The organism is Psychrobacter submarinus (genome assembly GCF_904846685.1).
Lineage (GTDB): Bacteria > Pseudomonadota > Gammaproteobacteria > Pseudomonadales > Moraxellaceae > Psychrobacter > Psychrobacter submarinus.
This window is the reverse complement of sequence record NZ_CAJHBQ010000002.1, coordinates 674,240-687,862: the sequence shown is the minus strand read 5'-3', so window position 1 is coordinate 687,862 and position 13,623 is coordinate 674,240. Positions and strand designations below refer to the sequence as shown.

Below are 13,623 nucleotides of genomic sequence, written 5' to 3'. Positions count from 1 at the left end.
TTTGCTGATATTGATACCAATAAGAAAGTAAAGCTTAGGATAATCCTTACTTAGGAATGTATTGGCTCCACGGTGAAGCTTGGATAACCTCGGGTGTCTTATAGACCACATCAAATTGACCATCGGGGCGAATCTGACCGATCATGACCGGTTTCCACAAGTGATGGTTCTCTGCATCCATCTTTAGCGTATAGCCTGAAGGGGCAGCAAAAGTCTGACCGCCCATACTGATACGGACTTTGTCCACATCTGTGCTACCCGCGTCCTCCACCGCCTGCTTCCACATATTGATACCGACGTAGGTGGCCTCCATAGGGTCGTTAGTAACGACATTGTCGGCATTGGGTAAGTTGTTATCGAGCGCATACTGCTTGTACTTTTTGGTAAAGTCGTTATTGGTTGGGTTTTTGACCGACATAAAGTAGTTCCATGCCGCTAAGTGCCCTTGCAGCGCGCTAGTATCGATACCGCGTAGCTCCTCTTCACCAACTGAGAATGCCATGACTGGAATATCAGCGGCGTCAATACCTTGATTACCAAGCTCGCGATAAAAAGGCACGTTGGAGTCGCCGTTGATGGTCGATATGACTGCTGTCTTTTTGCCCGTAGCGAAGTTTTTGATATTAGAGACAATGGTTTGATAATTACTAAAGCCAAATGGCGTGTACTCTTCCATAATGTCGCTATCGGCAACGCCTTTAGACTGTAAAAAAGCGCGTAGTATCTGGTTGGTGGTACGAGGATAGACATAATCCGTGCCTAATAATACAAAGCGCTCAGCGCTACCACCTTCAGGACTCATCAAGTATTCAACGGCAGGAATAGCTTGCTGATTGGGCGCAGCACCAGTATAAAAGATGTTTTCGGACTGCTCTTGACCTTCGTACTGCACCGGATAAAACATCAAGCCATTGAGCTCTTCAACGACGGGCAATACCGACTTACGCGATACCGACGTCCAGCCACCAAAGATGACATCTACTTCATCTTGCGTGAGGAGCTGGCGCGCTTTTTCAGCAAATAGCGGCCAGTCAGAGGCAGGGTCAACGACGACAGGCTCGAGCTGCTTGCCGAGTACCCCGCCGTTGGCATTAATCTCCTCAATCGTCATTAGCGCGGTGTCCTTTAGCGAGGTCTCAGAGATGGCCATCGTCCCCGATAAAGAGTGCAAAATACCGACTTTAATAGTATCGCCATTAGTCGCCGCTGCGCTTTGAGTGGTGGTATCGCTAGCTGTCGTCTCTGAGCTCGTCTCGGCTGGCTTTTGACAGCCAGCAAGGCTCAAACTACCTACAACGGCAAGCGCCACTATAGATAAGCGTGAGGTCAATCGTAAGTCGGTACGAGGGGCGCTATTCAGTGTGGTAGCGGTAGCAAGGGTCGGCAATAAAGACATAAACTTCTCCAAAAAGAGTAAAATAGCAACAAGGTGAGTCAATTAATGGCTTTGACTGTTTTACTATTTTTATTACTTCAATATCTATGCCAGCCTTAAAGATAGAAAATTGCACCACTATGGTTCTTTATTGAGTAAGAAGCCTTCTTTTTTTGCACCAAAATAGACCTATAGGCTCTTATGCACCACGATGGTTTATTAATACTTGCGAATAAAAGCCATTGTTTCTTTAAGGGGCTAAAACTGGGCAGAATAAATGTGTTGAAAGGGTAGAGGGTTCTACTGTCTTGATAAGTCTAAATATCAAAATAGAAGGTTTAAGTTAGTAAAGAAGGGCTGTTGACAGGTTCAGTTAATTGTAATTCGGTAATAAAAAACCCTTATAGCTCAAGGCGTATAAGGGGTAATCATTAAGAGCTTTTATTTTGAACAACAAATTTAACAACTTATATAGCGTTATAAACTCACCATCCTCTCAATATTAGTTGTTATATCACAAGCAACCTGCTTTAATAAATTTTTCTTCATGTCATAGTTGTAGATAATAGTTAAAGGGGCTGTAGTAGATAAGCACTATGCTAGACTACTTTTATGAAGATAACCCATTGTAAACTCAGTAAAAAATTACAGCGAAGGCTGTTAGAGTTTTTTACAGCTGAAGTGACTGCTAGAACAGCCGCAGATTTGCTTGATATTCAGCCTAATACTGCTGCACTTTTTTATCATAAAATAAGACTTGTGATAGATCATCATCTCTCATTACAAGCTGATGAGCTTTTTGATGGTGAAGTCGAATTAGATGAAAGTTACTTTGGCGGTGTACGCAAAGGCAAAAGAGGTCGCGGAGCTGCTGGTAAAACAGCCGTGTTTGGTATCCTAAAACGAAATGGTAAGGTTTATACCATTGTCGTAGCAGACACCAAACAAACCACCCTAATGCCTGCTATTAAGCGTAAAATCAAGCCTGACAGCTTTGTTTATACGGATAGCTATCGAAGTTACAATGCATTAGATGTGAGTGAGTTTAAACATTTCAGAGTCAATCACTCTAAAGAGTTTACTTGTGGTAAAAACAATCACATCAACGGCATTGAGAACTTTTGGAATCAGTCTAAACGAACACTCAGAAAGTATAATGGAATCGATAAGAAGAACTTCCATTTATTTTTAAAAGAGTGCGAGTTTAGATTTAACTATGGCTCACCATCTAATCAGCTGAAAACCTTGAGAAAATGGTGTGATATTTAATCCTTATCTACTACAGCCCCTTATTTAATACTATGAGAAAATATACTAACTAATACTAACTACTCCTATCCATTATAAATCTCGTAATTGCTCGATTAGCCAACGGTGAATGCCACTGTCATTGGTACGTGGATGCCAAGCGGCTATTATCTTAAAGGTAGGCGGTAGGGCTTCTACTTTAAGCGTTTTAACTTTACTGTTTGGCAGTAGTCGCGCGGGATAAAAGGCAATCATGTCAGTGGTATGCAAAATATCTGGCACAGCTGAAAAGCTAGGCACTGACATCACAATGTTTCGCTTAAGCCCTTTTTCGGCAAACCACTGATCATGAGAACCGCGCAAGTTGGCACGCGAAGGCGATACCACCAGCTGCGGGTGTGCTGCAATTTGTGCCAGTGTTAGCACCTTTGTTACGAACTCGTTTTTATAACCTGTAATGCATAAATGTTGTTCTTCAAACAAAGTGACATAAGATAAATTATCAGGGATAAACTCTGGAAAGGTAAGCAGTAAATCAAGTTCGCCTGCCGCAATAAGCTGATTGATGTTGTCTGAGGCAAAATCTCGCACTATCAATTTTAAGTTAGGCGCTTCACGGCGCGTTAGATTAAACAACTGCGGTAATAATGCCTGCGTCGCATAATCGGTCGCACTAATCGTAAAAACACCTTTATAGGTTTGCGGCGTAAACACATCCGGCTCCAAGAGCACCTCTAACTGTCTTAATATATCGTTAATAGGTTGCTGCATCGATAGTGCTTTTGGTGTGGGCACCATGCTATTTCCTTGACGAATAAACAGACGATCATCAAATAGATCACGTAGCTTACGCAGCTGCTCACTGATAGCTTGTTGGGTTAAGCCCATTTTGCGTGCAACTTTTGATAGGTTCTTTAGATCAAGCAATGCCTGTAGCACTCTGAGCTGTTTGATATCAAGCCGATTTATACCATTCATCATCTGTACCATTAATAATTGTATCTTCAACAAGAAAACGTTGTTTCTAATTGTACCTCTAAAACTTTATGCTTACTCATATTACTTAAGTGATCAATCAAACCTTAAAACAACGGATAAATTTCAAGTAATAAGCCTATCTGTTTGCTATAAAAGAGAATGTTATGAAACAAACTATTCCTAATACCAGTGCACTGTTTTCGCCTGTAAAACTTGGGCCTTATACGCTTAAAAATCGTATTGTGATGCCACCATTGACGCGCTCTCGTAGCACGCAACCTGGCAATATTCCTAATGATTTAATGGCAAGTTATTATGCCCAGCGTGCTTCTGCAGGCTTTATGGTGACGGAGGGGACACAGATCGAACCCAGAGGCCAAGGTTATGCATGGACGCCAGGTATTCATACGCAAGCACAAATTGAAGGCTGGAAAAATATCACGCAAGCGGTACATGCCAAGGGCGGTATTATTTTTGCTCAGCTATGGCACGTTGGTCGTGTGTCTCATACTAGCTTACAACCCAACCAAAATCAGCCTGTAGCGCCCTCTGCTATTACTGCTGATAATGTCAAAGTATTCATTGAAACAGGTCCAGGCGAAGGTGCTTTAGCTGATCCAAGTGAGCCGCGGGCACTGAGCACAGAAGAGGTGAGCGAGTTGATAACGATGTACGCTCAAGCCGCTCGCAACGCCTTAGAAGCGGGTTTTGATGGGGTAGAGCTGCACTGTGCCAATGGTTATTTAGTGAACCAGTTTATCTCTGAGCATAGCAATAAACGTGATGACCAGTATGGTGGCTCGCTAGCGAATCGTTTGCGGTTCCTAAAAGAAGTGGTTGCTGCTGTCAGTGATGTGGTCGGCGCTGATCGTTTAGGCGTCCGTTTTGCGCCTTTGTTTGCTAGTACCGGTGAGGATCGTGTGTACTTAGGGCTGGTAGAATCAGATCCTCACCATACTTATATTGAAGCGGTTAAAGTACTTGAGAAAGCGGGCATCGCTTATTTGTCCATTGCAGAAGCTGATTGGGATAGTGCACCTGATTTACCAGAGCCCTTTTATCAAGCGGTTAGAGCTGAGTTTTCAGGACGTATTATTTATGCGGGAAAATACACTGTAGAGAAATCGCTCAATATGTTATCTAAAGGTTATGGTGATTTATTTGCTTTTGGTCGTCCTTTTATTGCTAATCCTGATTTACCGGAGCGCATAGCTCATCATTGGCCGCTCAATGAGGTAGATCCAGCCACAATGTATGGTGGCACGGAAATAGGCTATAGCGATTATCCTTATTATCAAAAGTAGCTATTGAAAAAATAAGGCCATTCGTGGCCTTATTTTTTATAAAGTAAATACTGGATTATGAAAATAATCGAAAATGGCGTAGATAATCTTAGTAGTGTAAAACATCAGACTTATAAACCTTTTCTAATGCTTCTAACCATGTAGGAGCTGATAGTATGTTCTTGATCGCTTAGATGCGCATGCAAACAATCTATACCATAACGCTCTAATGTTTCACTATGAGCGGCTTTAACTAGTAGCTCGCACTGATTGCGTTGTACCTGCTGCTCGCTGATGTCACGACTTAGCGCCGCTTTTTTGTACCGGGTTATGCCAAGCACACCTTTTTTTTCACTAAATCTAGGGCGCGTTGAACATTCATAATTTGAGCCAGATATAAGCACAAGCAAGAGCGACCGTATTTTCATAACTCTGCTTGAGCTTATCAAATCTGGTGGCAACCGCCCTATACTGTTTTAGCTTAACGAAAGCATTTTCTACTAGATGCCTGGCTTTATATAAGTCCCAGTCCATATGGTCGTTAGAAGACTGAGTGTTTCGTTTTCGAGGGATGTTATCATGCGTCCCTGACTGTTCAATATGCGCTCGTAGTGCATCAGAATCATAGCCTTTATCGGCACATACAACCTCTGTATCACTCAAATTCACTTTGTCTACTAAATCAGGTGCGACTTTAACATCGTGGGTTGTGCCATCTGATAAAATAAAGGTAATCAGATTGCCATGCGCATCAACTGCTAAGTGAATCTTGGTCGCGCGGCCTGCCACACTTTTGCTAATGGATTGTAGGTTCTCATTGCCACTACTGCTGTGCTGATGCGCTTTAATATGAGTGCCATCGAAGACCCACTCAAGGTCTGCGTCTTTGATCAGTAACGTAAATAATGCAATCAACTTATTACTGCGAAACCAGCGCTGGTAAGCTTTATAGATGGTTTCAGTCTTGTCCAGTGTTCATCTTTGAGCATGGTGCGAGGCATAGCGAACGATATCTTTTTTGTGTGAGAACTTAAAGATTAACCGTTCGCTATTTTTTTACCATCAATTTGTCGCTAATGTTCAACACGCCCTATTCAATTTTTCACGTTTTGGTCACGGTGCCGATTTTTGAGCTTTTTAATTGAGTAGATAAACTTAACTAGACCTCTTGCAAAAGTAGCAGAGAATTTTACAATAACTGAAACATTCATAACTGTCTAGGAACCATGCCAAACATAGATAAGCTACTCAAACAAAGTGACGCTGGTTTTAAACGCTACACTGGCATTCATAAAGCCACCTTTTATGACATGCTTGATGCCATGCAAGAGCATGAAGCATCTAAGACCAAATCAGGTAGACCAAGTGTGCTCAGTCTTAAGGAGCAGATACTACTAGCCCTGACTTATTGGCGTGAATACCGCACGCTTTATCATATCAGTATGGACTTTGGTATTCATGAGTCTTCTGCTAGCCGTATCATTCGTAAAGTAGAAGACACACTGATTGACTCTGGCAAGTTTGAATTGCCTAAAAAGCTGCCTAGTCGTGTCGATGAGGACATCAATTGGTCAGTCGTCATCGTCGATGCCACCGAAACCCCTATTGAGCGTCCAAAAAAAACCAAAGCGACTACTACAGCGGCAAGAAAAAACAACACACCTTAAAAGCGCAGGTTATCGTCCATTGGCAAACCGGCTTGATACTTGATGTGCAAACCTGCAAAGGGTCAATCCACGATTTTAAGCTCTATAAAGATACTTGTCCTGATTGGCTTCCTGACAATGCTAAATTACTAGCAGATAGTGGCTATCAAGGTATAGCAAAGCTACATAAGCAAACCTTCACCCCTTTTAAAAAGCCACGTGGTGGTCAGTTACTGGAGATATGCAAACAGGCCAATCACTATCTGGCAAAGTTCCGTATTGTGGTTGAGCACAAAATAGGCTTAATCAAGTTGTTTAAAATCGTGGCTCATAAATATCGCAACCGTCGTCAGCGCTATGATCTTAGAATGAAGCTGTTTGCTGGTATCATTAATTCCGAGCTTAACCTATGACTTTTGCAAGAGGTCTACTATAAGAAAATAAATATTCGAAGAAATACTCTACAAGCCCCGGAAAATGGACAAAAAAAAGCCTCACTATTAAGTGAGGCTTTTTAAATATTTGGAGCGGGATAAGAGATACCCCAACCTTGGCAATGGCGTCGACCAAAATTACATAAAGTTTTATTAGTCTATATGCCTTGTTGTTAAAGGGTTTGGTGGTTTCTATTATATATTATAATTTGTAAATAACAAGTATATTAATAGCATGAATATATTTCTGGACACTATATTATTATGGTATTATGACACCAACCAAAAACTTTTTGCATACCTGCCCTATCGAAGATAATCGATTTTGTATGCTGCATATCTCTAACGTGTAGGTCATTGATTATGGCGAAGCGTACTAAAAAAGTAGTGAGGCGAAGCGTCAAAAGCATTGCCATAAAAAACAATTTGGTAGTGCACGAATGTGCCAGGAAGCCTTATCAGATATTCTGTGAGTTTTTCAAAGCTGAAGTTGATGCGTTTTCTTTAGATAGGGCGCTATTATTAGAAGTCGTTGAAATAGACGAGCAGTATTATTTTTTTGAAAGTTTTAGAGAAGTAGGTTTGCTAACGAACGGCACTGAAATATCCATTAGAAGAGTAGGTTTTTCTAAAGCAGAGATTGAGCGACGTGCTTGGTCCTGTCTTATGAATGAGTTTATCGATGTAAATCCTATCAACCCAAAAGTTTTTGAGGCTATAAAAAGCAGTATGCCCGCTCAGATGCAACAAGCGCTATTTAATAAACCTCTGACCATACAGTACATTTTAGATATTAAAGGTCTCAAGCGTCATCACTACGATTACCAAACCAGTCTATACCGCAATCAGCAGCACACTAAGATACCACCTTTCTCTGAGCTAATTGCTGAGGTTCGCTATGACAATAATAACTAACGTAGAGATGCTAATACCAGATAATGAGGACATCTATACCGCCGATATTCGTAACTTTCTCATAACTGTAGCCAGTTTAGTGCCAAGAGAATTTATGGACATCAACATAGTGGTGGAACAGTCAAAACCTTTGACTCCAATATATCTCAAAGAAATATACGACTCTTATAGAGGTAAGCTGACTAAGCCCGAAAATCTAACTCGAGCATTTATCGCCAGTACCTATCATTTACCAAATCTTGATATCAATAACCCAAGTAAGGAATGGCTGTGGATTGCAAAATTATGTCATTTACTGATCTATTTTGCCCAAAATAACCTACCAAGACGCATTAGTGAGACTACTGCTGAAGCTCGGAAGTGGATGAATCCAACAAGTAGGAGCCATGAGATCTGGCAGTACTGTTACTTAACGCTGCAGGCTGATACTTTGCAGGCCATGTACAAAAATTTTGAGAACTATCGAGATGAGCTTGAGCGTAAAAATAATGTTGAACTCAAGGCTTTTAGTAAAATATATCGAACCATTGATTTTGCGTTTAATAATAAAAGTAGCATAACGCGGACCTCCTCCGGCAGAAAACAGACCAAGCAGAGTAAAATTGATGCGCCAAAAATAGAGCACATCACACAAACGGATGTGGATGGTGATACAGATGAGTTAGTATCGGTTATAGGTTTTGAGCCGACAAAAAATAACAACGACATTAATCGTGAGCGATTAGACAACCCAATCCCTGATTTTAACTATATTGAGCAGACAACGCTAAAAGAAACTGAGAAATTCTCAACAAATCAGATTTACCGAAGGACACACGCAAAATTCGCGCATGCAAATAAAAACGAGCGATTTGTAAGTAGTAATATTCGACAACTACCGATAACAGCCATTCAGAACATAGCGTCTAGATTGTGGCAGTGGTTTGATGAAGATAGTGATGGTGAAAGCGATAGGGATAAAAAGCGCGCAATTGCTTATTTACTGTTGTCTTTATACACAGGTCATTCAGTCGCTCGACTCGCTGAAGATATAAATAACAATGACAAAGAAATCATTGATATCAGCGCTCGTAAGTCAAAGTATGAGTTCATTATTGATTTAGACATTACCCCGCTACGCATTAGAACAGCTGGAATAGAGTCTGTCATTTCTAATCGGTTAACGCAGTTCAAACTACCATTACCTGAGACATTAGGCATTTTTTTGACCTATAAAGGATACCCAGATTCAGCACACATCAATGAAGTCATTGCTGATTTAAGAACAACATTAAGGCTTCCATTGATTAGCTTAGGCAGGATTGAAAAGTCGCTCTACACCATTCTAATTTATGAAGTCAGTAGCACTCAACTGGCCACTATTATTACCTCACGAAATAGCAAAAAAAGAGCAGATATTTGGTATAGCTCGCATGCGATTGAAGAGGTAAAAGAGGTTTACTATAGTGCGATTAAAGTCCTCACCGCTCGCTGTCACAACAACAAACCCATTATCGTTGATTATTTAGACCAAGTCGCGCTCAGTGATGAATCTATAGGTAGTCAAAACAGTCCTGACTATCCAATAGTGAAACAATTTATGAGTTACCTACAGCAAAAGGTAGTAACTACCCAAGACTATAGGGAAAAGTTTAATTTTTACAACTTATGGTTATGGCATGTATCTCTTCTGCTGACCTCAATAAGAGCAGTAGAAGGTGCGCCTGGTTATCTCAACCAAATGAACCTTGAGGCAGGTATCGTTTGGATCTCTGATAAGGAAGAACGAGCGACAGCGAGTAGTCAGCGCTTAGTGCCTATTTGCTCATTTCTGTATGAGGCTATCCAAAGTTTTTTAAATTACTTGAAAAGCTTTGCTCAGCGTTATGGACGTTTAGATACTAACATCGGTATCGAAGTGAATAAGATCTTTGATTACCAAAAGCCGCTACTCAACTTTATAGATAAGAAAGGTAAATTCCACGCGCTCAGACCAGCTATCATTATTCAAGAGTTAGGTGACAATTTCCGTTTTAAGCCAGATTGGCCCCGCCATGTGGGACAACGGTTTTTACATGAGCAGAGAGTAGATGAAGCAGTCATACTGGCGATTTTTGGTCATGAAATGATGGGCCAAGAAGCGTGGCGAAAGAGCTCAACATTGTCTATGGGGCATATAATAGACGCTAAAAAATCTTACCAGCAATTGGCAGTAGAGCTAGAATTAGAGCAGGCAAAACTATGACAAGGATACAGCCGGATAGTCAATATGGACACCTAAGACGCTCAGAACAAGCGCAAGATCGACGCAAACAAGCACTGCAGCATACAAAAGAGCTTTGTCAAAACGCTTGGGATACCTTTATTGAGGAAAACCAATCAGCAGCTGCGATAACGGATGAGCAGATTTACGCTTTATACGAATCTCTCTACAAAGAGATTGAAAAGAGCGTTTCAGCGCATCTTATCCCGTTTGCATTATTCGAGCGCAAGCGCTTTTTTGATAAAATTAATGATACGCGTAAAAAAAGACACCTGCCGTTACTGCCAAAACCCATTATTGCTGTACGTCCTCAGCGCCCTAAAAACATCAACGATTTTGAGACGTTCTTATATCTAACTAAAGCCCAAAGCATTGTTGCACAAGCCTTTGATAGATGGCAGCAAAGGAACACCTTTTCGTTGCTTGAGAGCGTCAGCTGGTTTTTCTTCTCACTTATTAGTTTTGCAGGCTGTAACGATGAAAAGATACTCAAAGAGATTTACGACCATTTAGAACAAAAAAAGCCTATCTATCAGATGGCTAATGACCTGCTTATCATGCCGGTTAGACTATTATCACCTGAGTATGGCAATGAGGTAGTGCCTACAGAAAACGATTTAGATGAGGTATATCTCACACGCCTTATTAGCGTAGATGACATCAGCCGTTTATGGCTGCTCAAACTACAGCGCCAGTATCAAGCGCAAAATGAGTTTCCTAAATACCATCAAGTGATAAGAAGGCTAGGAGAGTATATTGGAGAGGACTTCTCGGTTAGATCTATCCAGAAGTCTAACTACTTACGGCATATTGCCATCTATTGGCAAACGATGCCAGACGTGCATCTAGACATTCAATTAGTACAAGTGCTAACAGGCCAGCAAAAGCAAACTTCACTACCAATAGAACAGTGGCTGAGATATTTTAAAAGTATTAAAACACCCAATGCAGTACTGTCAGATGAACACGTCAGTAAATTAGTGATTGAATCTAGTAATAGCGCTGAGAACTCAATCGCTGATGTTAAAGTCGAAAGATTTCGATCGGATGCGGTTAAAGAGATACGCAGCATACTTAACAGTGACAAAAAACAAGTTAAACCACAGCTATTAGATTTATTGACCCAAAACCTATATCCCAATCAAGAACGACTGGTGAGATGGATGATAGACTTACTCACCAGCGGTAGTAAAATCAATACCTTAAAGCGGTATTTATCTGAGGTCGGTAATGGTTTCATCGCAGGAACTCGTACAACTGATTTTTCACAATTGTCGAAACATGACTACCACTATCTATACAACGAAATCATTGTCGAGAAGAACCCAAATAGACTAGGGTTTACTAAGACAGTTATTTGCTCACTGCATTACTCTTTAAAGAAACATTACCAAGCGCCTGATATTGATATCAGAGGCGGCGGCGATCCGCAGGTAGTATCCAGTTATCTTATACCTAATCCGCTTTACCATGTAATTCTTAACTGTATCGCTGAGCAAGAGACGCTGAGTGATTACTATAAGCAAGTCCTTCGTATCGTCATAATATTGCTATACCGTACTGGCATGCGCATCAGCGAGATTTTAGGATTACAGGTTAAAGATATCGAATATGATAATCAAGGATTTAGGGAATACAACGTTATTATTCGCTCTAATGCGCATCGTGATTTGAAATCAGATGACGGTACGCGCCGAATTCATTTGTCAGTACTACTTTTGCCAGAAGAGCTAGAAGATTTTAAAAGCCTCTTTCATCTAAAAGAGAGTCAGTCGTCTCGCTACTTATTTACGCTAGCATATCAAGCCGCTGTCATATCTCGTTATGGTATAGAGCAGCCGTTAAAACGTATATTAGAAAATACCGCTTATCATGATCTAACCCTGCACAGCTTTCGTCATAATGCGATATCTAATATGGCACTTGTACTCAGATGCAATCCTGATTTTGCTCAGCAGTTTACAGATTATGATGAGACGCAAATCGAGAAGGTTAAAACACATTTTTTAGGTAACAAGCGTCGTGTCTCAACCAATCACTGGGATGCACTGATGGAGTTTGCAGGTCATGCTGATCTCAATACTACTTTTAGCTCTTATATACATGTTGCTGATCTTGTTGCAAGTCACCAATTGCAGCAGGCTAAATTGACTCTACCTTTAGGTGTAGTTAACAAGCTGATTGGCACCAGTCGTATGGACCTAAAACAGCATAATCCACTTGCTTTAGAGACTAGAGATGACAAGGTTCATCTCAATCAAATCAGACCATACGTGAATCGTAAAATTGAGTGTAAAAAATTAGCATTTACTCATAAGGTAAAAGCGCCTTATCCAACTAGCCATAATAGCAACACTATCAAAAAACAGTCTTCAGCTGTATTTGGTAGCTATAGCCGTGAGGTGATAGAAAAGCTGTTATACGACATAGAGGATGGGCAAACGCTAGGGGAAGCTAGTAGCTTAAACTTTAGGTATGATGATGCGTTGATGATTTATGAACGCGCATTGAGCTTGGTAAAAAATGACGATGGAACGCTTAATCATAAGCTCATCTCTAAAAAACGTAAACAACTCTCTGATCATGTTTTAATCTCGCCAACACCGCTGCATTATCGTGAAGAGCAAGCGCTGGTGTATCAATGCTTTGATAACCTTGAGGCGCTTTATACATCTAAAACAAGCAGACGTGAAATAAAGCAAATACTGGAGGTGTTTTATGAGAAAACCAATACCTCAAAGAGTGACATTCGTTTTACCTTTAAGCAAAAAAAGCTGTTTTATAGCTATCTAAAAACCATGTGTCAAATTCTACCCAGTAAACATTGGCGGGTAAATATCAGTTGTATTGAGTCTGAGCCTTATACTAATGACAAAAATAAAAAAGGGTATCGTCCTGTTGTCAATAAGGCTGCTCAGCTCAAGCGTATAGAAGAGTTTAGACAAAAAGTCCCTAGTTTTGAAGGCGAGGTTACAAGCATAGGCACCTATAACGGTTATGCACTAACGGTTATTAGTCCGCTTAAGCAGAAAGGCAAGGCAAAGCTGTCTTCGGCTTTGATGAGTTATGTGCTGCACCTTTTGCTGGTTGTTGATGGTTTGAGTGGTAAATATGTACTAAGTTTGAAGATACGGAATTGACGGCAGGGGTCATGCATCGAAATGTTCAAAATACCCTCTACTATCTCAGGTGTATCAACGGAATAGATAACCTTTAGATTAACAGTCCTAAGTTAATTGACTACTAAAATCTTTTGATAATCATAATCTCTATAATTGTTGTCTTATGTCTAGGCGGGTTACTGTTCACTACTATCTTATCCTATAATCATAAAATACCATCCAAAATTATTCTTCAATTTCATGTTTTTGACACAACCTGTCATGACGTTACGCTATACTAATGCTTTACTGATATTTGAAAGTGTTTATGAAGCGTATTCTCAATAATACTTTACTTAGAGAACTGTATAAAAACAAACAGCTTTGTGAATTGATATTGC

General features: G+C 40.5%; 8 protein-coding genes and 3 pseudogenes. 7 read left to right on the top strand and 4 right to left on the bottom strand.

Translation table 11 applies throughout. The features are described 5' to 3' along the window. Positions 1-46 precede the first annotated feature (46 nt). Positions 47-1,396: an urea ABC transporter substrate-binding protein gene (gene urtA, locus JMY03_RS09090; RefSeq protein WP_201603128.1), complete on the bottom strand. Its 1,350-nt coding sequence runs from the start codon at positions 1,394-1,396 to the stop codon at positions 47-49. Between the two features lie 591 nt (positions 1,397-1,987). Between urtA and JMY03_RS09085 the strand changes: the two genes are divergently transcribed. Beyond that, positions 1,988-2,644, top strand: coding sequence for an IS1595 family transposase (locus JMY03_RS09085; RefSeq protein WP_201603125.1), 657 nt, complete (start codon positions 1,988-1,990; stop codon positions 2,642-2,644). 72 nt (positions 2,645-2,716) lie between these two features. Here JMY03_RS09085 and JMY03_RS09080 read toward each other — a convergent pair whose 3' ends face one another. Then, positions 2,717-3,601, bottom strand: a complete 885-nt coding sequence (locus tag JMY03_RS09080; RefSeq protein ID WP_201603124.1) for a LysR family transcriptional regulator — start codon at positions 3,599-3,601, stop codon at positions 2,717-2,719. A 164-nt stretch (positions 3,602-3,765) separates the two neighbouring features. Between JMY03_RS09080 and JMY03_RS09075 the strand changes: the two genes are divergently transcribed. Further along, entirely contained in the window at positions 3,766-4,905 is a 1,140-nt protein-coding gene (locus JMY03_RS09075; RefSeq protein ID WP_201603121.1) for an alkene reductase, read from the top strand. A gap of 119 nt (positions 4,906-5,024) precedes the next feature. On the opposite strand, the pseudogene JMY03_RS13160 reads toward JMY03_RS09075, so the two are convergent. Together JMY03_RS13160 and JMY03_RS09070 are read right to left on the bottom strand one after the other, a co-directional pair. After that, positions 5,025-5,192, bottom strand: a pseudogene (locus tag JMY03_RS13160) (IS3-like element ISPar1 family transposase); the annotation flags it as partial. Between the two features lie 70 nt (positions 5,193-5,262). Next, positions 5,263-5,847 (bottom strand): annotated as a pseudogene (locus JMY03_RS09070) (IS5 family transposase); the annotation flags it as partial. Positions 5,848-6,110: 263 nt separating this feature from the next. Here JMY03_RS09070 and JMY03_RS09065 point away from each other — a divergent pair. The 5 genes and pseudogenes from JMY03_RS09065 (at position 6,111) to JMY03_RS09045 (ending at position 13,261) form a co-directional block, all read left to right on the top strand. Further along, positions 6,111-6,551, top strand: coding sequence for a transposase family protein (locus JMY03_RS09065; RefSeq protein ID WP_105243994.1), 441 nt, complete (start codon positions 6,111-6,113; stop codon positions 6,549-6,551). Positions 6,552-6,559: 8 nt separating this feature from the next. Next, positions 6,560-6,943: pseudogene (locus JMY03_RS09060) on the top strand (transposase family protein); the annotation flags it as partial. Positions 6,944-7,327: 384 nt separating this feature from the next. Further along, complete coding sequence (locus JMY03_RS09055) at positions 7,328-7,879, top strand: hypothetical protein (RefSeq protein ID WP_201603119.1); 552 nt, start codon at positions 7,328-7,330, stop codon at positions 7,877-7,879. Continuing rightward, positions 7,863-10,103 carry a hypothetical protein gene (locus JMY03_RS09050; RefSeq protein ID WP_201603116.1) on the top strand — a complete coding sequence of 747 codons (2,241 nt, stop codon included), beginning with the start codon at positions 7,863-7,865 and terminating at the stop codon, positions 10,101-10,103. The genes JMY03_RS09055 and JMY03_RS09050 overlap by 17 nt, the downstream gene beginning before the upstream one ends. Then, entirely contained in the window at positions 10,100-13,261 is a 3,162-nt protein-coding gene (locus tag JMY03_RS09045; RefSeq protein WP_201603114.1) for a site-specific integrase, read from the top strand. The genes JMY03_RS09050 and JMY03_RS09045 overlap by 4 nt, the downstream gene beginning before the upstream one ends. The last annotated feature ends 362 nt before the right edge of the window (positions 13,262-13,623 follow it).

Coding starts and splice junctions, on each gene's coding strand:
- urtA (WP_201603128.1), bottom strand. CDS start 1,396: ATGTCTTTATTGCCGACCCTTGCTACCGCTACCACACTGAATAGCGCC.
- JMY03_RS09085 (WP_201603125.1), top strand. CDS start 1,988: ATGAAGATAACCCATTGTAAACTCAGTAAAAAATTACAGCGAAGGCTG.
- JMY03_RS09080 (WP_201603124.1), bottom strand. CDS start 3,601: ATGAATGGTATAAATCGGCTTGATATCAAACAGCTCAGAGTGCTACAG.
- JMY03_RS09075 (WP_201603121.1), top strand. CDS start 3,766: ATGAAACAAACTATTCCTAATACCAGTGCACTGTTTTCGCCTGTAAAA.
- JMY03_RS09065 (WP_105243994.1), top strand. CDS start 6,111: ATGCCAAACATAGATAAGCTACTCAAACAAAGTGACGCTGGTTTTAAA.
- JMY03_RS09055 (WP_201603119.1), top strand. CDS start 7,328: ATGGCGAAGCGTACTAAAAAAGTAGTGAGGCGAAGCGTCAAAAGCATT.
- JMY03_RS09050 (WP_201603116.1), top strand. CDS start 7,863: ATGACAATAATAACTAACGTAGAGATGCTAATACCAGATAATGAGGAC.
- JMY03_RS09045 (WP_201603114.1), top strand. CDS start 10,100: ATGACAAGGATACAGCCGGATAGTCAATATGGACACCTAAGACGCTCA.